Source organism: Thioalkalivibrio sp. AKL7 (genome assembly GCF_000381705.1).
Taxonomy (GTDB): Bacteria; Pseudomonadota; Gammaproteobacteria; order Ectothiorhodospirales; family Ectothiorhodospiraceae; genus Thioalkalivibrio; species Thioalkalivibrio versutus.
On record NZ_KB906948.1, the window covers coordinates 367754 to 386300 of the forward strand.

The window sequence follows — 18547 nt, forward strand, 5'->3', positions numbered from 1 at the left end:
CCGGCCCGGTAACGTTCCTTTGCCATCCCGGAAACCGCGTGGCGGTGATCCGGGATGTCCGCGGTGGGGTCCGTCCGAACGTCGCGGGGCGGGATTGGCCTCGGAGATCCCGGCTCTTCGCTGCGCTGCGGCCGGGATGACGGCCGGTTTGCCGAGGGTTCGGGACGGGGTGAGCAAGTACCCGGTCTTCCCCCGCTTTCATTCGATCGCGCCCCGCCTGCGCCCGTTCCGCAACCCACTCCATGGATTTCTCCGTGTCCTCCGTACCCTCTGCGGTGAAAAGCCCTTCGAGGTGCTTCCGTGGAGGGGTAGGTTACCTATCGGTGCGTTTCGCGGGGCTCAACGCACCCTACGATCCTGCCCCCGATCTGCGACCGTGCCCTGTAGGATGCGATGAGCGCAGCGAATCGCATCAACGGCGGCCGGCGGGCGGTTCCAGGCGCAGGCCACGGACCTCACCCATGGCACCGCCGGCACGCAGGGCGGCGGCAAACGGGGACTGGCGGGCGGGTTCGCCGTTGATGCTCTCGATGGTGATGCCGCGGCGCTTGGGCAGCCAGCGGCTGCCGGCGAGCTGGCGGATGGCGTCGGTCACCAGGGTGGCGTGTTCCTCCGCGGTGTCGCTGCCGGGGATCGCCTCCCAGACGAACAGCTGGCGGCCGGAGGCGGCGAGGTACAAAAGCGGCTGGCCGCCGGCCAGCGCGACCAGCGCCCCGGCCACGCGGCGCAGGCGGCCCTCGCCGGCCTCTGGCGGCTGCGGCCAGGGCAGGAGCTGGCCCCAGGGATTGGCCGGGTCGACGCTGGCCAGCCACTGCGGCTCGGGGGTGGCGTCGGCCGTGCGTTCCAGCGCGCGCAGGCGGTCCACCGCGCCGGCGCGCGCGAACTGGGCGCCGGTCAGGCCCTCGACGAAGTGGCCGCGGCGCAGCTTGCCGGCGTCCTCCATCGCGCGGTAGACGGGATACACGCGGCCAAAGCCGCCGGCCAGGCCCTCGGCGCGGGCCATCTCGCGGCTCACCACACCGTAGCGCGCCAGCAGGTTCTCGGCCTGTTCGCGGGCGCGCTCGGTCAGCGAAATGCCGGGGTCGATCAGGTCGGCCACCCGTGACCAGCGCCCGCCGGCCAGACCCTGGCCCGGGCGCCGCCGTCCGCGCGCGGAGCCCTTGCGCTGGCCCAGGCTGCGCAGCGGGGCGAAGGTGTCGTTGGTGATCTGCCCGCCCCAGACAAGGTCCCAGATCGCGGCCTCGATCGCGTCCTGGCGGGCGTCCGGCTGCACCTCGCGCGCCGCGCGCTCCAGCTCCAGGTAGAAACAGGCGCCGCGCCGGTCCAGGGTCTCCAGAATCGCCCGCGCGAGCGGATCATCGGTCGCCGTGGTATCCGTCTCGGGCGGTTCCGGCTCCAGCAGCACCATCGCCTGTTCGCGGCGCAGGAAGCGGATGCGCCCGTCGCGCTGGCCCAGCGCGCCGCTGCCCACCCAGACGAACTCGCCGGAGGCGGTGATGCGGTCCAGCGCATCCAGCGAGAAGTCGCGCACCCGCATCGGCAGTACATGGGTGGTCCAGGCGGACCAGGGCAGGGCGATGCCCTCCAGTTGCGTCAGGACCTCACGCAGGACGCTGACACCCGATCCGGGGTCGGTCAGGCCCTGCCAGGCGGGCAGGAAGCGGCCCAGCGCACGGGCATCCACCGCCGCGGCCTCGTCGCGCAGCCGCGCCAGGGTGCGGCGCTTCAGCCGGCGCAGGATGTCCAGCTCGCACCAGTCCTCGCCCTGGCCCTGCGGGCGGATCTCGCCGCGCAGCAGCACGCTGGCGCGTTCCAGGGCCTCCAGCGCGGGCAGCAGCGCGCCGGGGGCGAGGCCGTAGCGCGCGCCCAGGTCCTCGACGCGGAACGGGCCGTGGGTGCGGGCGTAGCGCCGCAGCAGTTGTTCCAGTGGCCGCTGCGGTGGTTCGAGGAAGCCGGCGGGCAGGCCCGGGGGCGGCACCACGCCCAGCGCGTCGCGGTAGAGCGCGGCGTCCTCGGCCGCAATCCAGCGCGGCTCGCCGGCGATGCGCACCTCGATCGCGCGCAGGCCCACGGCCAGGGCCTGCAGCCAGGGGTCGGGGTCCGCGGCGGCCGCGGCCGCGATCTCCTCCCGCGTCAGGTCGCCGCGCCGGCGCAGCAGGTCGTGCAGCTCGTCGGCATCGCGCAGCTGGGTGGCCTCGGTGGTGTGGGCCAGCTCGGCCTCCAGCTCGGCCAGGGCGTCGGGGTCGATCAGCTCGCGCAGCTCGGCCTGGCCCAGCAGTTCGGCCAGCATGCCTCGGTCGAGGGTGAGCGCCTGCGCCTTGCGCTCGGCCATCGGCGCATCCTGCTCGTAGATGTAGGCGGCGACGTAGGCGAACACCAGGCTGCGGGCGAACGGCGAGGCGTGTGGTGTTTCGACCTCGTGGACGCGGATGTGGCGCTCCTGCACCCCGCGCAGGATCTCGCGCAGGGCGTCCAGATCGAACACGTCCGCCAGCACCTGGCGGTAGGTCTCCAGCACCACCGGGAAGCTCGCGTACTCGCGCACGGAGGACAACAGCTGCTGCGACTTCAGGCGCTGCGCCCACAGTGGTGTGCGCTGGCCCGGGCGGTTGCGCACCAGCAGCAGGGCCCGCGCCGCGTTCTCGCGGAAGGCGCTGGCGAACAGGGTGGAGTGCCCCAGCTCGCGGGTGACGGCCTCCTCCAGCTCCTCCGGGTCCGGAAACAGACTGTCCAGCTCGGGCAGGTCCTCGCTGTCCGCCAGGCGCAGCACGATGCCGTCGTCGGTGTACATCACCTGTACCTCGAAGCCGGAGGTGCTGGTCAGCGCCCCCTGCAGGGCCAGCGCCCAGGGGGCGTGCACGCGGGCGCCGAACGGGGTCAGGATGCACACGCGCCAGTCGCCGACCTCGTCGCGGAAGCGCTCAACCACGATGCGCTTGTCCGACGGGAGCTGCCCGGTGGCCTCGCGCTGTTCGTCGATGTAGTCGCCGAGGGTCTCGACCGCCGCCTCCGACAGCGGGGCGTGGTTCTTGAGCCAGGTCGTGCGCTTGGCGCGGTCCATGCGCGCGAGGCGTTCGGTGGCGGCTCCAATTGCGCGCCCGAGCTCGATCGGCCGGCCGGGGCCGTCGCCGTGCCAGAAGGGCAGCTTGCCGACCTCGCCGGGGGCGGGGGAGACCAGCACGCGGTCGCGGGTGATCGCCTCCACGTGCCAGGTGCTGGCGCCGAGGGTCACGTTCTCGCCGGTCTTCAGCTCGAACACCATTTCCTCGTCCAGCTCGCCGATGCGCGGGCCGCCCTCGCCGACATGCACGCCGTACAGGCCGCGGTCGGGGATGGTGCCGGCGTTCAGGCGCGCGGCCAGCGCCGCGCCCCGGCGCGGGGTCAGCTCGTCACGCGCGCGGTCCCAGGCGAGCCACGGGCGCAGGTCGGCGAAGTCGGTGCTGGGGTAGTGGCCGGAGAGCATATCCAGGGTCGCCTCCAGCAGCGGGCGCGACAGCTCGCGCCAGGGTGCGGCGCGGCGTATCAGCGCGTGCAGCTCGTCCACCGTGCGCGGGCGTTCGCAGACCATCGCGACGAGCTGCTGGGCGAGCACGTCCAGCGGGTTGTGCGGGGCATGGATTGGTTCCAGCGCGCCGACTTGCATGCGCTCGCCGATCACCGCGCATTCCAGCAGGTCGCCGCGAAAGCGCGGAAGCAGCAGCGAGCGCGAGACCTGGCCGACCGCGTGCCCGGCGCGTCCGGCGCGTTGCAGGCCGCGGGCAACCGAGCCGGGCGACTCGACCATGATCACCAGGTCCACCGCACCCATGTCGATGCCCAGTTCCAGCGAGCTGGTGGCGACGATGCCGCGCAGGCGCCCGGTCTTCAGGCGGCCCTCGATCTCCGCGCGGCGCTCGTGGGAGACGCTGCCGTGGTGAGCGGCGACCAGGTCTCCGGGCTTTTCGGCGTCCTCGGGCTGCTGTTCGCGCCAGGCGTCGTTGATGCGCTGGACCAGACGCTCGCACAGCCCGCGGCTGTTGACGAACACGATGGTCGAGCGGTGCTCCAGGATCGCGGCCAGCAGGCGTGGCTCCAGGCGCGCGGCGCGGTCGCCGCCCCCGGCCGGAAGCTGCCCGGTGCCCTGGCCGTAGACCGCGCCGAGGATGGAGCCGGACGGGATGGGGCTCGCCGGCTCCGGTGTCTCGACGGTGGCGGGTGTGTGCTCGGCCGGCGGTTCCTCGGGGGCGAGGATCTCCAGATCGAGACGCGGGGGCTCCGCGGCGTCGACCACCTCCACATCGCGGTCACCGCCGAGGAAGCCGCGCGCGACCTCTACCGGATGCACGGTGGCGGACAGCCCGATGCGCTGCGGGTCCTCGCCGCAGCGCTCGGCCAGGCGCTCCAGCGACAGGGCCAGGTGCGCGCCGCGCTTGTTCCCGGCCAGGGCGTGCACCTCGTCGATGATGACCGTGTGCACGGATTCGAGGTTTTCCGCGGCCTTGGAGCCTAGCAGCAGGTACAGCGACTCCGGCGTGGTCACCAGGATGTCGCCAGGCTCGCGCGCCTGGGCGCGGCGTTCGGCCTGCGGGGTGTCGCCGGTGCGGATGTGTACCACCGGTTCGCGCGCCGGCTCGCCCAGGCGTGCGGCGGTCCGGGTGATGCCGGTCAGCGGGGCGCGCAGGTTGCGCTCGATGTCGGTGGCCAGCGCCTTCAGCGGCGAGATGTAGAGCACCGAGTAGCCGCGGCGGGTATCGGGCGCGGGTTCGCCGGTCAGGCGGTCGATCGCGCTCAGGAACGCGGCGAGCGTCTTGCCGCTGCCGGTGGGGGCAATCAGCAGGCAGTGGCGACCGGCCCGGATCGCGGGCCAGCCGCGGGACTGGATGGTGGTCGCCTGCCCGAAGGCCTCGCGAAACCAGGTGTCGGTCGCGGGACGAAAGGGCGTGACCGGCATCGGCTGGGGCCCCGAGCTGGCGGGTCAGGCGTGGCCGACGGTGCTGTCGGTGGTGGAGTGGAAGTAGTCGCTGTCGCGGGCCAGCTCGTCGATCAGTTCGTGCAGCATGGCCAGCCGGCTCTCGGCATCCGCGAACGGGGCGCAGTCCTCGCACAACGGGTCGCCGCACGGTTGGCGGCTGTACAGCCAGAAGTGGATCGCACCGGCCAGCAGGCCGTCGGCAACATCACCGGTCTCGTCGGCCTGGCCGTCGTCCGCCAGGCGGTTGGCCAGCTCGATCAGGTGCTGGGCGGCGTTGTTGTAGGTCTGGTCGGTGGTGTCGTTCATGGGGTCTCGGGCCAGTCTTGTTTAGCCAGCGCCAGTCGGTTTGACCGGCACAGAACCCGGCAGTTTACCGCGACTGGCCGATATTCCGAAGAAACAGGGGAATATGCCGTTCCTCCGGGGACAGGCCGCCGTGGGCGCCAACAAAGAACGGCCCCTCGTCGTCGGCCGGCGGGTCCACCAGGTAGGCGTCCTCGACCGGTAGCAGCAGGTAGTCGCCGGCCCGCGCGCGCAGTTCCGGGTGTTGCGGCTCGGGGCCGAGGGTCCCGTGGCCCAGCCACTCGGCCTGCGGGATGGCCAGGACATCGTCACCGAACGCCCGCTCCAGTGCCTGCAGGAAGTCAGCGTGCTGTCCGGTTCGGATGTGGGCGAGGGCGGCGCGTGGCTCGCCGGTCAGACGGTGGCGCAGGCAGGCCTGTACCGCCGGATGCTCGCGGAGGTCCAGGCGGCGTTCGACCGTGCGCATGCCGTGGTCGGCGGTGGTCAGGAACACGCTCTCCGGGCGCTGGATCTGCGCGCAGGTGGCGGTGTAGGCCAGGTCCAGCTGTTTCAGGTGGCGCTCCACCTCCGGGCTGTCCGGGCCGTACTCGTGGCCCAGATGGTCCAGCTCCGACCAGTAGACGTAGGTGAAGTGGGGTCCCGGTGTCGCGTTCACATGCGCGGCCACCCGCGTCGGCAGCTCGGAGAGGTCCTCGAAGCCGATGAAGTCGGCACCGCGGTTCATCATCCGGTTGTAGGGTGTGCCGCCGATCCATTCCGGGCCGATGAAGGTCATGCCGCAGTCAAGCCGGTCGCCCAGGCGGTCGGGCTGCACGCGGCCGGTCAGCTCGCGGTAGCCGAGCGTGGCCGGGTGGTCGTCGGCGCCGCGCTCCTGGCCCATCAGTACCGTAAGGGTACGTTCGGCGGCCGCCAGGCGGGTATGCCAGCCGAGCAGGCCATGCCTTGCGGGGTAGCGGCCGGTCAGGATGCTGGTGATCGCGGTGGCCGTAGTGCTGGGAAACACAGTCTCCAGATCGGTCACGTGGTCCGCGCCCAACAGCGGCGTGTGGCGGCGGTAACGGGCGGCAAAGCCGTCGATGAGCCAGAGTACGATATGGCGGTCCGGGCCCAGGTGCTCGGAGACACCCGCGAGCGGCGGGTGCGAGGCCGCCGCGTTCAGGCTCGCCTCGATCTGGCCGAGCAGGTCCATCAGCCCGGGGGAGTCCAGCCGCGCGCGCAGGATGGCGTCCACGGCCGAGTGGGCCGTGGGGGTGGCAGTGACCGACAAGACCTCAGGCCTTCGCGCCGCCGTCGCCGCCCATGCAGGGCGGGGAATCCGCGACCTTTCCGGCGCGCTCGAACCACTGGTCCGGGTCCAGGGTGTGCAGCGCCAGCGCGTGGATGCCCCCGGCCAGCTCGTCGGCCAGGGCCTGGTTCACCAGCCGGTGCCGCGCGATCAGTTTCTGATCGCGAAAGGCCTCGGATACCACGGTTACCTTGAAGTGCGACTCCGAACCCGGCGGCACGTTGTGCATGTGGCTCTCGTTCACGACTTCCAGGTGCTCGGGCGCAAAGCGCTCCTCCAGCTTGGCGGTGATCTGTTCCTGCATGCTCATGTCCCGGCTCCCGCGAATGATGGTGTGTTATGCACAAGCCACTAGTCTGCCTTGATGCGCCGCCATGTCCAGATCCGCCGTCCGCGCGACGGGCGTTGCCGGCCGTCGGGCAAACACCCCTTTCGGGAGGGGTATACTCCCGCGCTCATTTTCGTGACAGGGAAGCATGATGACGATTTCAGTGATGCGGATGGCCGGTACGAGCCTCCTGGGGATGCTGGTGATCACACTGGCTGGTTGTTCTTCGCCGCGGGCGGACTTTGAAACGGCCTGTATCGAGAACTCGGGAGATACGGAGGGCTGCACGTGTGCGGCCGAGCGTCTCGACAACAACCTCGACCGGAATCAATACGCCCAGTTGGTTGAGCTGATGCAGGATGGCGGTGCGACCATGAGGGAGGTCGAGCAGGCGGTCGATGCCGAGGTCATGGAAGAGCTGATGATTGCCGGCAAGCAGTGCAACACCGGCATGTAATCCTGCAGGCCCTCCTGGCGGTCTTGCTGGGGTTATGGCTGGCGGTGCCGGTGGCTGTACAGGCGGAAGTCCCCCGCGGTGCGGACATGACGCCCGTTACGGGCGATATCGTCCTGCGCGCCGGCAATGGCGCCTGGGCCTTTCTGGCGCGGCGGTTCTCGGAGTCGGATCCGCGCTGGAGCCATGCCGGGGTGATCCTCCGTGAGGGTGAAACTGTGAGGGTCGTTCACATGGACGGCTCGCCGGCCGGGGGCGAGATTCGTGCCGACTCGCTGGAGACCTTCAGCGCGGGCCCACAAGCCACGCAGCTGGTGCGCACGGGCCTGGACGCCGCACAACGCCGGCGCGTCGGAGACTGGCTGGCCGGGCAGCTGGCGCGTGGGACGCCCTTTGACACCCAGTTCCGTCTGGAAGACGACTCTGCGCTCTATTGTTCGGAGCTCGTATGGCGAGCCCTTGAACACGTGGACCCGGCCCTGGACCAGGCGGACCTGCCACGGATGGCCGGTCGTTCGTATATCCCGGTGGATCGGCTGCTGCAGTTGGGGGATGCTGGACCGGTGCCCGGCCGGGGTGCTCCGGTCCCTGCAGTCCAGTGAAACGCGCGCAGTTTCTGGAAGAGTGAGTGACTTGTCGGAGGTTGTCCGGGCGGACTGCCACGCCGCCGTGAACAGCCGATAGAGATTACGGAGGGCGTATGGGGCAGACGCTGGCGTTCGATATCTATGGGACGTTGATCGATCCCCTGGGCGTTGCTGCGACGCTGGAGGGCTGGTTTGGCGAACAGGCCCCTGTTCTGGCGCGTGCCTGGCGCGAGAAACAGCTCGAGTACACCTTCCGGCGCGGGCTGATGGGGGCGTATGCGGACTTCGATACCTGTACCGAGCAGGCGCTGCGCTATTGCTGCCAGGCGTTGGATATCGAGCTCGACCCTGAGCAGGAGGTGGAGTTGTTGCAGCGCTATCGCCAACTCCCTGCCTTTACCGATGCGGCTCCGGCCCTGGATCGCCTGCGCGCGGACGGCCACCGCCTGTTCGCATTCAGCAACGGCAGGGTCGAGACGGTGGATGAGCTGCTGCGCCACGCCGGTCTGGACGATCGCTTCGAGGATGTCGTCAGCGTGGACGAGATCGGCTGCTTCAAGCCGGATCCACGGGTGTACCGGCATTTCCTCCAGCGGGCGAATGTATTGCCGATGGATGCCTGGCTGATCTCGGGCAACCCGTTTGACGTGATCGGCGCGCAGGCCGCGGGTATGCGCACGGCCTGGCTCGACCGGGCGGGGCAGGGGCTGTTCGATCCCTGGGGCGGGGAACCCACCGCTACCATCCGGGACCTGGACGAGCTGACCGGCGCGCTGGGTTTGTAGCGGCCGCGACCTCGGCAAGCATTCCCGTTGCAACGCGCTATTCGCACGCGGTGGTTGCGCTACGATGGAGATCGGGCAGCCGCCGGGAGAGGAGCGTGAGCCAGCAGGTCAAGCAACGGGTCGCGCCCGCAGTCGAATCGCCCCCGATCCGTCCCGCCACGCTCGAGGATCTGGAGGCGCTTGTGGCGCTGGAACAGGCGGCGTTCGAGGTCGATCGCATCTCGCGGCGGCAGTTTCGCTACCTCCTCACGCGCGGGCATGCGGCCACGCTGGTGGCGGAGGGGCCCGGCGGTGAGGGCCTGCTCGGCTACGTGATGCTGCTGTTCAGCCGGGGTACGTCGCTGGCGCGGCTGTACTCGATCGCGGTCAGCGAGCGGGCACGCGGGCAAGGGCTCGGGCGGCGCCTGGTGGAGGCGGCGGAGGACGCGGCGCGGGAGCACGGCCGGACCGATCTGCGCCTGGAAGTGCGGCGTGACAACGCGGCCAGTCAGGCATTGTTCCGTGGGCTAGGGTATCGCGATTTCGGCACCATCGATGATTACTACGAGGACCACATGGATGCGCTGCGGCTGCAGAAGTCGCTGGCGCCCGGTCCCGATCCGGCGCTGGTGCGCGCACCGTACTACGCGCAGACGCTGGAGTTCACCTGCGGCCCGGCCGCGCTGATGATGGCGATGCGCGCCATCGACCCGGACCTGAAGCTGGACCGGCGCCTGGAGCTGCGCCTGTGGCGTGACGCCACCACCATATTCATGACCTCCGGCCACGGCGGTTGCGGTCCCTACGGGCTGGCGCTGGCGGCCGCCCATCGCGGGTTCGAGGTGGAACTGCTGGTGCGCGATCGTGGCGTGGCGTTTGCCGATTCGGTGCGCAGCGTGGAGAAAAAGGAGGTCATGCAGCTGGTGCAGGAAGAGATGATCGAGGAGCTGGAGCAGCTCGGGGTCCCCGTGGTGCATGGTCCGGTGAACGTGGCCCAGCTGGCGGCACGCTCTGCCGAGGGCGGGGTGCCGGTGGTGCTGATCAGCAGCGTGCGGCTGTATGCCGAACGCTTCCCGCACTGGGTCACGGTGACCGGGTTCGACGAGCGTTTTGTCTATGTGCACGACCCGTTCGTGGATACCGAGCAGGGCGAGCGCGCGCTGGATTCGGTAAACATGCCGATCGCGCGCGCGGACTTCGAGCGCATGGCGCGCTATGGACGCGCGGGGTTGCAGGCGGCGGTGATCGTCGGCCCACGCAAGACGCCAAGGGTGGCGCATGCCTGAGCACCGTATCCTGGTCGAGCGCCGGGCGGACTGGAAGCCGCACTTCCCCGACCTGCCGGTGATGGCGATTGACGACTACCTGCGCGGCCCGGCCGTCGACGACCCCGCCAACCTGCGGGTGATCAACCTGTGCCGCAGCCAGCGCTATCTTTCGGCCGGCTACTACGGCTCGTTGCTGGCGGAGGCGCGCGGGCATCGGGTGATCCCCAGCGTACGTACCCTGCAGGACCTGTCGCGCAAGTCGATCTACAGCCTGGACACCGAAGAGCTGGATGAACGTGTGGCGCGCGTCCTTGGGCGCAGCCGCCAGCGCACGCATCCGGAACGGCTGGAACTGACCGTGCTGTTCGGCCAGTGCGACGAGCCGGCGCTGCAGGCGATCGCCGGGCAGCTGTTCGCCCTGTTCCCCGCGCCGATGTTCCGGGTGGAGTTCCGGCTACAGGGCCAGTGGCAGATCCATGCCCTGCGCCCGTTCGCGCTCAATGCGCTCGAGCCCGAGCAGGAGCCGGCCTTCTTTGCCGCCCTGGAGCGCTACCTCTCCAAGCCCTGGCGCCGCCGGCGCGAGGCCCGCAGCGCACGCTACGAGCTGGCTATCCTGCACAGCCCGGACGAGGCCCTGGCCCCGTCCACGCCGGCGACGCTCAAGCGCTTCGCCCGCGCCGGACAGGAGCAGGGGATGGATGTCGAGCTGATCCAGGCGCGCGACCTGCCACGGCTGGCGGAGTTCGATGCCCTGTTCATCCGCGAGACCACCGCGATCGACCACTACACCTACCGCTTCGCGCGCAAGGCCGAGGCCGAGGGCATGGTGGTGATCGACGATGCCGACTCCATCCTGCGCTGTACCAACAAGGTCTACCTGGCCGAACGCCTGGCCGCCCATCGCGTGCCCACACCGAAGACGGTGATCCTCAACCGCGAGACCATCCTGCGCGCCGAGGAATCGATCGGCTATCCCGTAGTGCTCAAGATCCCGGACGGCAGCTTTTCGCGCGGCGTATTCAAGGCGAACGACCGCGGCGAGCTGGAATCCATCGCCCGGCGCCTGCTCAAGGAGAGCGATCTGATCCTCGCCCAGGAGTTCGTCTACACCGAGTTCGACTGGCGCATCGGCGTGCTCAACCGCAAGCCACTGTACGCCTCGCAATACCTGATGTCGCGCAAACACTGGCAGATCGTCAACCACGACGCCAAGGGCGGCGCGCGCGAGGGCGGCTTTCGCACCCAGGCCCTGGAAGATGTGCCCGCGGCGGTGGTCAAGACCGCCGTCAAGGCCGCCAACCTGATCGGCGACGGCCTCTACGGCGTGGATCTCAAGCAGACCCCGCGCGGCGTGATGGTGATCGAGGTGAACGACAACCCCAACCTCGACGCCGGCATCGAGGACAAGGTCCTCGGCGAGACGCTCTACACCGCCCTGATGCAGGACTTCGTCCGCCGTCTCGACGCCGCTCGCCGCCACCGCGCCGCGCCCTGAACTGATCCAAAGAAGCCGTGATCGGTAACGAGAGTCCGCCAATCGCCGCGTCGTAGGATGTGACGAGCGAAGCGAATCGCATCGGGGTTCGGACCGTGCAGGGAGTGGTGCGTTTCGCTGCGCTCAACGGCACCCTACGGGTACAGGACAGGTACAGGATGTTGTCGCGCCGGGCCGTGCCCGGAGGCGGTCAGGCGACCGCTTCGGGTGATTCCTGCTGCGGGTCGTGGAGTTCCAGGTCGACCATCAGCTCGTTGGCCAGGGCCTCCAGGTCATCCTGCAGGGTATCCAGGTCCACGCCCTCGGAGACGCCCAGACGGGCCTTCGCGCGGAACATCGGCTCACCGGTCATCGAGCCCGGCTCGCAGGCGGTCTCCAGCGTCTCGACACTGACGCCGTGGCGCGAGAGCACAGCGGTGATGTCCTGCACAATCCCCGGCCGGTCGTGACCGATCAGGTCGAGCTCCACGGCGTGCCGAGCAGCCGCCGGCAGCTCGCTGCCGCGCTGGATATGCACCTGCAGCCCGTCGCCCTCCAGATCGCGCAGTGCGGCCTCCAGCCCGTCCGTCGCCTCGGCTTCCACCTCCAGCAGCACCACCCCGGCAAACTGCCCGGCTAGCTGCGCCATCCGGCTCTCCAGCCAGTTGCCGCCCGCGGCCCGCGCCTTGGCCGCCACCGCGCTCACCAGCCCCGGCCGGTCCGGCCCGATCACCGTCAGAATCACCGAAGTCTTCATACGCACAGTCCTCGCACCCATCGCAAACAGACTCAATATCCTGCGCGCGCTTGCCGCCCGAGGCAACGCGCCCGCTGGCAGTTTCGTGCCGAACGAATGATCCCCCAACGCTCGAACGGTGGGTTCCCCAAGTTCGGCCAGGAGCGCTCGCGCGCCAGGCCTTCTAAACGCATGATCGATCCATGGTTGTGTCTTCTAGTCTGAGGTTCTTTACTGGAAGGGGAAAGGCAAGGCCTGACCCTCGAAGGCCACTCACGGTTTGAGTGCGAGAGTCGTCCGCGCCGGCACGACCTCGGTCACCGCGCCTTTGCGCGTGAACATCGTGTCACGGTGCCACCATACGATCATCACGGCCACGGCGACCAGGATCCAGGTATCCCAGGGTTGCGCATCCGGCCAGAACGGGTTGATGAGCTGCCAGTGGAACAGCATCGGCCAGAGCAGGCTGCCGCGCGTCTGGTTGAAGATCGGCGTGACCAGCACCGCCAGGGCCACGTTGCCGACGAAGAACGGCAGAAAATTCCAGTCGGCGAATGCGGTGCTGGCCAGGAAGAACGCTGGCAGGTGCCACAGTCCCCAGGTCGCGCCGATCAACAGGCCGGCCCAGATCGGCGCCATGTGCCGCTGAAGCAAGGGTTGCGCCACGCCGCGCCAACCGAACTCCTCGATCGGGCCGAGCAAGAGCATCATGAACAGAAGGGCCAGGACGGGGCCGGCGCCCTCTGGCGGCAGCGGCGTCAGTATCGGGCCACCCATTAGCCGCGATCCCGCGACAAAGACGAGCGGCAGGCCGATCAGGATGAACGCAAGCCACCCCGCCGGGCATTGCCAGAGGAAAAGCCGGGACAGGAAGGCCCGGATGCCGGAGGTACCGCAGTAGAGGAACACGATCACGAAGGCGGCAATCGCGGGGGACCAGGTTGCGAGGAAGAAGAACGGATGCGATCCGCTGATCTCGCCAAACCTGGCTGCAGCCGCCTCCGGAAACAGGATGTAGACCCCGATCAACCCCCAGGTGATCAGGAAGGTGATCGCGACGAAGGCGACCAGACCCGATGACGGGATCCGGGCCGGGCCAGTGGAACGCGACTCGGTTGGCATCGGGGGTCTCCCAAGAATGCGCACGGTGGAAGCGTGCATAGTCCTTCTTCCCGCGCGAAGCATCGCTGATGTGGATCAAGACGAATTTCTAACATTCCGGGAGGCGCGTTTTCCCGGCAGGCACTGCTGTGTCAGTACTCCACCCGGGTGAGGCGTGCGCGAAAGAACGGGGCGTACGCGGGGGTGCCGTAGAGGTTACCGATCTCCATCGCGGTCGGGATGGTGAAGCCCTGATGGGTGGCATGGTCCAGCGTCCGCCCACCAAAGGGTTGCAGACGATGGATCCGGTTCGGGTTCGCGTCCGACCAGCGCTGCGTGGTCATCTCGAGGACCCGGCCGGCGGGGTCGAGGATCAGGTGGATCGGCTCGACGCCGTGCACCTCCGGGAACCGGACCTCCGCGTGATCCGCACCCGTCTGCGTCCACACCGCCCCGGACTGCGGCAACAGCGCGGCCGGCGTCCACACGGTTTCCATCACCATCCGTGCCGCAGCGGCACGGGCATGATCCTCGGTGTCCGCGATCCGGGCGACCGGCAGCACACCCCACAGCCAGAAGCGGGTCCAGCTCGTCTGGCCGTGCCAATAGCCATCCGAGCCGGAGAAGTGGATCAACCCGGAGCCGGCATGCGCGCGCCAGACGAACCCATGCCCTGGTGCGAGGATCTGGTCGGCCTGCATCGGCAGCTCGCGGCCGTTCAGGATCAGCGAGCCTTCCATCTCCAGTCGAACCGCCCTGTGCAACGGCGTTCCCGGCGCGATGGCGCTCGCGAAATAGCGCTGCGCGATCTCGGGGAGGTCGGCCACCATGTCCGGATCATAGGACGCAGGTCTGGGCTCCCGCTGATCCAGTAACGCGTCCCAGACCACCTGCGTGTTCCGGGCATCGCGCGCGCTCGTCCACAGCCCCATCGCGCTCCCCGTCATACCCGCGATCAGGACGACCCACCCAACCGTCTTCAGCAGGGTTGCAAGTGCCATCGAATCCCTCTCCTTTCCATATACTGTAGCGAACGGCGGAGCCAATGGGCGACGCGGTCGTTGCGGAAGGCTTGATCACCCCTACCGGAGGTGCACTATGGAATCGCTTGTCGAGGCACTCATCCCCTACGCCGTTCGCGCGCCCTCCGGACACAACACCCAGCCGTGGCAGTTCACGGTGGAACAGGACACGATACGGATCTATCCCGACCCTTCGCGGCGCCTGCCCGTCGTCGACCCGGACGATCACGCGCTGTTCATCAGCCTGGGCTGCGCACTCGAGAATCTCGTCGTCGCCGCCGCACAGCAGGGCCTTGCGGCCCGCATCGACTACTTCCCCTCGGGTGAACCGGAAGAGTGTCTGCGGGTTCGATTCTCCGAGGGCGCCGACGAAGACACCAACGCCTTGTTCCAAGCGATTCCCCAACGGCAGTCGAATCGCGGAACCTACGATGGAAAAGCGATCAATGACTCCGATCTTGCCCGGATGCTGGAGGCGAACCCCTGCGATTCCGTGGCCGTACGTGCGTTTCGCGTCGGCGATCCAAAGATCGAGCCGATCATCGGCTTCGTCCGGGAGGGCAACATCGCCCAGTTCAACGATCCGGCTTTCGTGGCGGAGCTCGTGTCGTGGATCCGCTTTTCCCGGCGTGAGGTCTCCACCCGCCAGGACGGCCTCGCGGCCGCGGCATTGGGCTTTCCCTCAGTGCCCCGCTGGCTCGGCAACTGGATCATGACGACGCTGGTCAAGCCCGACGGCGAGGCAGCCCGGCAGGACAAGGCCATCCGTAGTTCCTCTCTGCTCTTGATCTTTATCGCCAGGGTGAATGACAAGCGACATTGGGTCGACGTCGGTCGCAGCTTTGAGCGCGTCGTGCTGACGGCGGCTTCCTTGGATATCGCGCACGCTCACGTCAACATGCCTTGCGAAGTCGAGCCGATTCGCAGGCGGCTTGCCACTCACCTGGGTCTGGAGCCTGGAGAACAACCGCTGTTGCTGATACGTCTGGGCTATGCGAGGAAGCGAATGCCACCCTCCCCGAGACGGCCCATCGATCAGGTCATCCGGGAACGAGGCGCTGCCATGACGGGGTCGGACCTCGAGGAGTTCCGATGTGCCTGACGTGGCCTGGCACGAAGTAGCGGTTGGCGCGCCGCATGGGGCCCTTGCCTGGAACAAGCCATTTGGCGGTCGAAATGGGCAGTTCAAGCGCCCAGAAACGGGCTTTGAAAGCGGTAGGTTCTTGACTCCGGGGGAGATCGAGAGGTCCGACCCCGGGTCTGGGTAAGGGGGGCCTGAAGTAGGCGCAGCGGGCGCCGATGGTACAACCGTTGAATCAGGAGTGAGTGGGTATGTCGTTACCGGTGCGACTGAAGGACGTGGTGGATGAGCTTGATGCGCCGCTGCGCGGCTGGCAGGCCTTTGTGCATCGGACGGCAGGCGAGGTCGTGGGCTTCAGCGAAGAGGACGAAAGCGTGGCCGAGTGGGATGCCGCGGACGTGCCGGAGTGGCAGGTGGAAGTGCTGGAAATGATTCGCGCGGTCCACGCGTCGGACGATTATGTCCGACTTCCGGACCGGGAGGAGTTCGATGAGTACGGGGTCATGAAGGCGTTCTGTTACCAGCAGGAGGACCCGGGCGTTCAGGCCGAACTGCTGGATGCGATTCGCGGGTGCGGGGCGTTTAGCCGCTTCAAGGATCTGATCCGCGTTCGGGGCCTTGATCAGGACTGGTATGCGCACCGGGACGAGGCGCTGCGGAAGTTGGTGGCAGAATTCCTCGAGGAGGAAGGGATCCCGTTTGTGGATGAATGATTGCCCGAATCGACCCAGTCAGAACGCAGGTAGGGGCATGGGTATGGACCATGCCTTTTGCCCCCAGGGAAACACATGATCCATGTACACGCTCGCGCTCGAATCGCTTTTGTGTGCGAACAAGGCGCGGTGACTGCCGTGCAGTCAGTCGGTGTAGATCATGCGGCGGGTCATGCCGCCGTCGGCGGTCCAGATCTGGCCGGTGATGAAGCCGGCGTCGGGGCCGAGCAGGAAGGCGGTCAGGGCGGCGATGTCGGCGGGCTGGCCGACGCGACCGGTCGGGTGCTGAGCGTGGTCCTGCGCGGATAGCGGCTCGGCCTGCTGCTGGTCGGGGCTGCGGGTGTCGATCCAGCCGGGGCGGATGGCGTTGACGCGGACCTCCGGGCCGGCACTGATGGCCAGGGCATGGGTGAAGGCGTCCAGCCCGCCCTTGCTGGCGGCGTAGGCCTCGGTGTCCGGCTCCGACTGCAGGGCGCGGGTTGAGCTGATGCTCACGATGGCGCCCCGGCGGCGGCGCAGCAGGGGCAGGGCGTGCTTGGCGAGCAGGAAGGCGCCGGTGAGGTTGGTATCCAGCCAGAGCTGCCAGTCGGCCAGCTCCAGTTCTTCCAGTGGTCCGGAGTGCGGGTCGCTGATGCCGGCGTTGTTCACCAGGGCATCGAGGCCGCCGTGCCATTCCTCCGCATGCCGAATGGCCTCGCAGACCTGTTCCTCGTCACGGACATCCAGCGCGATAGCCCGAGCGGCGGGGCCCAGACGCGCGGCGGCCCGTTCGCACTCGGGGCCGTCGATATCGGCCATTACCACCTGCCAGTCATCCCGCACCAGACGCTCGGCAATGCCGAGGCCGATCCCGCGCGCCGCGCCGGTGACCAGCGCGACCCGAGAGTGGTTTTGATGGGGAGTGTGCTCAGACATGGAAGGTCACGGGTGAGTCTTGCTGCCCACGGTTGGCGCGGTGGGCGTAGCGGGTGACGATGTCGACCAGCCCACGACCGGCTTCGACGCCCAGTTCCGGGCTGCGGGCGGTACGGCGCACCAGCTCCAGTGCGGCTTCCAGCTCCCGGGCGTTGGTCTCGAAGCGCTGGCGGTTGAGGGTCCAGCCCCGGGTCAGGTGTTCGCGCAGCACGCGGGTGGCCCATTGGCGGAAGTGCACAGCACGGCGGGAGTTGACCCGGTAGCCAACCGAGATGATGGCGTCGAGGTTGTAGTGCTTGATGCGTCGTGAGACCTGGCGAGCGCCTTCCTGTCGAAGTACCGAGGAATCCTCGGTAGTTGACGGTTCATCGAGTTCGTCGTCTTTGTAGATGTTCTTGAGATGCAGACCGACGTTGTCGGTTGAGGTGTCAAAGAGCTCGGCCATCTGCCGCTGCGTCAACCAAACGGTATCGCGTCCGGTGTCCAGTCGGACTTCCACGATGTGGTCGGCATCATCTTCGTAAATGACGATCGGTGTTTCGTCTTCCCGGGTCATGTCGGATCCTCTTCCTTGAGGGGTTGCTGTTTTATAGCTTGTTCCTGGCTGTGTTTCCTGTCACCAGCTGGCCGGGTGGATGCTCTCACCGTATTACTCGCGTGATGCCGGCGGAAGGTTGTAGAAGGCTCGGGCGGTCGCGGTGGTGTGGGCGGCGAGTTCTTCGGTGGTTTCGTCGCGCAGCTTGGCCACGTATTCGCCGATGTGGGGGAGGAAGGCGGGCTCATTGCGCCGGCCGTTGCCGATCTTCTTGCCGGTGCTCTTGGGCAGGCTGCGCGGCAGGAGGTAGGGCGCATCCGTTTCGATCATCAGGCGGCCGCGCGGGATGCGCGGGACCAGCGGGTGCAGGTGGTGGCCGCGGCGTTCGTCGCAGACCCAGCCGGTGATGCCGATGTGGCAGTCGAGGTCGAGGTATTCGGCCAGGGCGTCGGCCTCGCCGGTGAAGCAGTGCACCACGGCCGCCGGCACCTTGTCGCGCCAGCGGCGCAGGATCTGGGCGAAGTCGTGGTGGGCGTCGCGTTCGTGCAGGAATACCGGCAGGCCGAGGTCGGCGGCCAGCTCTAGCTGGGCCTCGAAGGCGCTGCGCTGCTGCGGGCGCGGCGAGTGGTCCCGGTTGTAGTCCAGACCCATCTCGCCCATGGCGACCACGTTGGCGTCCGCGCGGGCGAGGTCACTGAACCGGGCGGCGATCGCGTCGGTCCACTGTTTGGCGAGATGTGGATGCACGCCCAGGGTGGCGCGGCAGCAGTCCGGGTAGCGGTCGGCGATCTCCAGGCATTTTTCGCTCTGGTGGGCGTCGGCGCCGGTGATCAGCATCCAGGAGACACCGGCCTCGCGGGCGCGTTCGAGGATCTCGTCGCGTTCCTTGTTGAAGGATTCGTGGGTGAGGTTAAAGCAGATATCGATCCATTCCATGCGCGGTATGCTAACGGATTGGACGCGTGGTGCCAGTTCCCGGGGCTGTCATTGCGAGATGCCGTCGGTGCCGTGGCACAAAAGCGCGAAGCGC

At 68.3% G+C, this 18547-nt stretch carries 16 protein-coding genes and 1 pseudogene; 7 read left to right on the plus strand and 10 right to left on the minus strand.

Annotation, left to right across the window (positions count from 1 at the left end):
- Positions 1–412: 412 nt before the first annotated feature.
- The 4 genes from G315_RS0104650 to G315_RS0104665 all read right to left on the minus strand — a co-directional run bounded on the left by G315_RS0104650 (position 413) and on the right by G315_RS0104665 (position 6849).
- The gene (locus G315_RS0104650) at positions 413–4930 is read right to left on the minus strand and encodes a DEAD/DEAH box helicase (protein ID WP_019612007.1); all 4518 of its coding nucleotides are present in this window, start codon (positions 4928–4930) and stop codon (positions 413–415) included.
- A 24-nt stretch (positions 4931–4954) separates the two neighbouring features.
- Complete coding sequence (locus tag G315_RS0104655; RefSeq protein WP_018144508.1) at positions 4955–5257, minus strand: hypothetical protein; 303 nt, start codon at positions 5255–5257, stop codon at positions 4955–4957.
- A 64-nt stretch (positions 5258–5321) separates the two neighbouring features.
- Positions 5322–6521 (minus strand): alkaline phosphatase family protein, encoded by a 1200-nt coding sequence (locus G315_RS0104660; protein WP_018144507.1) that lies wholly within the window; start codon positions 6519–6521, stop codon positions 5322–5324.
- 4 nt (positions 6522–6525) lie between these two features.
- Entirely contained in the window at positions 6526–6849 is a 324-nt protein-coding gene (locus G315_RS0104665; RefSeq protein WP_018144506.1) for a BolA family transcriptional regulator, read from the minus strand.
- 166 nt (positions 6850–7015) lie between these two features.
- Here G315_RS0104665 and G315_RS0104670 point away from each other — a divergent pair, with 166 nt between their 5' ends.
- The 5 genes from G315_RS0104670 to G315_RS0104690 all read left to right on the plus strand — a co-directional run bounded on the left by G315_RS0104670 (position 7016) and on the right by G315_RS0104690 (position 11435).
- Positions 7016–7324: a hypothetical protein gene (locus G315_RS0104670; protein ID WP_231370705.1), complete on the plus strand. Its 309-nt coding sequence runs from the start codon at positions 7016–7018 to the stop codon at positions 7322–7324.
- 86 nt (positions 7325–7410) lie between these two features.
- Positions 7411–7923, plus strand: coding sequence for a YiiX/YebB-like N1pC/P60 family cysteine hydrolase (locus tag G315_RS0104675; RefSeq protein WP_231367503.1), 513 nt, complete (start codon positions 7411–7413; stop codon positions 7921–7923).
- A 98-nt stretch (positions 7924–8021) separates the two neighbouring features.
- On the plus strand, positions 8022–8693 hold the full coding sequence (locus tag G315_RS0104680; protein ID WP_018144503.1) for a haloacid dehalogenase type II: 672 nt from the start codon (positions 8022–8024) through the stop codon (positions 8691–8693).
- 95 nt (positions 8694–8788) lie between these two features.
- On the plus strand, positions 8789–9958 hold the full coding sequence (locus G315_RS0104685) for a GNAT family N-acetyltransferase/peptidase C39 family protein (RefSeq protein ID WP_018144502.1): 1170 nt from the start codon (positions 8789–8791) through the stop codon (positions 9956–9958).
- The gene (locus G315_RS0104690) at positions 9951–11435 is read left to right on the plus strand and encodes a RimK family protein (protein ID WP_019612008.1); all 1485 of its coding nucleotides are present in this window, start codon (positions 9951–9953) and stop codon (positions 11433–11435) included. Before G315_RS0104685 ends, G315_RS0104690 begins: the two co-directional genes overlap by 8 nt.
- Positions 11436–11625: 190 nt before the next feature.
- On the opposite strand, the gene G315_RS0104695 is transcribed toward G315_RS0104690, so the two are convergent.
- From G315_RS0104695 to G315_RS0104705, 3 genes are all read right to left on the minus strand, one after another.
- A complete protein-coding gene (locus G315_RS0104695) occupies positions 11626–12171 on the minus strand; it encodes a glycine cleavage system protein R (RefSeq protein WP_018144500.1) in 546 nt (181 codons plus the stop codon).
- A gap of 252 nt (positions 12172–12423) precedes the next feature.
- Positions 12424–13272, minus strand: a complete 849-nt coding sequence (locus G315_RS0104700) for a CPBP family intramembrane glutamic endopeptidase (RefSeq protein ID WP_018144499.1) — start codon at positions 13270–13272, stop codon at positions 12424–12426.
- 131 nt (positions 13273–13403) lie between these two features.
- Positions 13404–14252, minus strand: coding sequence for a DUF6544 family protein (locus G315_RS0104705; protein WP_019612009.1), 849 nt, complete (start codon positions 14250–14252; stop codon positions 13404–13406).
- A 97-nt stretch (positions 14253–14349) separates the two neighbouring features.
- On the opposite strand from G315_RS0104705, the gene G315_RS0104710 reads away from it, so the two are divergent.
- Entirely contained in the window at positions 14350–15375 is a 1026-nt protein-coding gene (locus G315_RS0104710; RefSeq protein ID WP_019612010.1) for a nitroreductase family protein, read from the plus strand.
- Positions 15376–15605: 230 nt separating this feature from the next.
- Positions 15606–16067 (plus strand): UPF0158 family protein, encoded by a 462-nt coding sequence (locus G315_RS0104715; protein WP_019612011.1) that lies wholly within the window; start codon positions 15606–15608, stop codon positions 16065–16067.
- A gap of 144 nt (positions 16068–16211) precedes the next feature.
- On the opposite strand, the gene G315_RS0104720 is transcribed toward G315_RS0104715, so the two are convergent.
- The 3 genes and pseudogenes from G315_RS0104720 to G315_RS0104730 all read right to left on the minus strand — a co-directional run bounded on the left by G315_RS0104720 (position 16212) and on the right by G315_RS0104730 (position 18453).
- A complete protein-coding gene (locus G315_RS0104720; protein ID WP_019612012.1) occupies positions 16212–16982 on the minus strand; it encodes an SDR family oxidoreductase in 771 nt (256 codons plus the stop codon).
- Positions 16983–17025: 43 nt separating this feature from the next.
- A pseudogene (locus tag G315_RS13735) lies at positions 17026–17538 on the minus strand (virulence RhuM family protein); the annotation flags it as partial.
- A 93-nt stretch (positions 17539–17631) separates the two neighbouring features.
- Entirely contained in the window at positions 17632–18453 is an 822-nt protein-coding gene (locus G315_RS0104730) for a TatD family hydrolase (protein ID WP_019612014.1), read from the minus strand.
- Positions 18454–18547: the final 94 nt, after the last annotated feature.

Coding starts and splice junctions, on each gene's coding strand:
- G315_RS0104695 (WP_018144500.1), bottom strand. CDS start 12,171: ATGAAGACTTCGGTGATTCTGACGGTGATCGGGCCGGACCGGCCGGGG.
- G315_RS0104655 (WP_018144508.1), bottom strand. CDS start 5,257: ATGAACGACACCACCGACCAGACCTACAACAACGCCGCCCAGCACCTG.
- G315_RS0104720 (WP_019612012.1), bottom strand. CDS start 16,982: ATGTCTGAGCACACTCCCCATCAAAACCACTCTCGGGTCGCGCTGGTC.
- G315_RS0104675 (WP_231367503.1), top strand. CDS start 7,411: ATGACGCCCGTTACGGGCGATATCGTCCTGCGCGCCGGCAATGGCGCC.
- G315_RS0104710 (WP_019612010.1), top strand. CDS start 14,350: ATGGAATCGCTTGTCGAGGCACTCATCCCCTACGCCGTTCGCGCGCCC.
- G315_RS0104730 (WP_019612014.1), bottom strand. CDS start 18,453: ATGGAATGGATCGATATCTGCTTTAACCTCACCCACGAATCCTTCAAC.
- G315_RS0104715 (WP_019612011.1), top strand. CDS start 15,606: ATGTCGTTACCGGTGCGACTGAAGGACGTGGTGGATGAGCTTGATGCG.
- G315_RS0104665 (WP_018144506.1), bottom strand. CDS start 6,849: ATGAGCATGCAGGAACAGATCACCGCCAAGCTGGAGGAGCGCTTTGCG.
- G315_RS0104700 (WP_018144499.1), bottom strand. CDS start 13,272: ATGCCAACCGAGTCGCGTTCCACTGGCCCGGCCCGGATCCCGTCATCG.
- G315_RS0104650 (WP_019612007.1), bottom strand. CDS start 4,930: ATGCCGGTCACGCCCTTTCGTCCCGCGACCGACACCTGGTTTCGCGAG.
- G315_RS0104705 (WP_019612009.1), bottom strand. CDS start 14,252: ATGGCACTTGCAACCCTGCTGAAGACGGTTGGGTGGGTCGTCCTGATC.
- G315_RS0104690 (WP_019612008.1), top strand. CDS start 9,951: ATGCCTGAGCACCGTATCCTGGTCGAGCGCCGGGCGGACTGGAAGCCG.
- G315_RS0104670 (WP_231370705.1), top strand. CDS start 7,016: ATGATGACGATTTCAGTGATGCGGATGGCCGGTACGAGCCTCCTGGGG.
- G315_RS0104680 (WP_018144503.1), top strand. CDS start 8,022: ATGGGGCAGACGCTGGCGTTCGATATCTATGGGACGTTGATCGATCCC.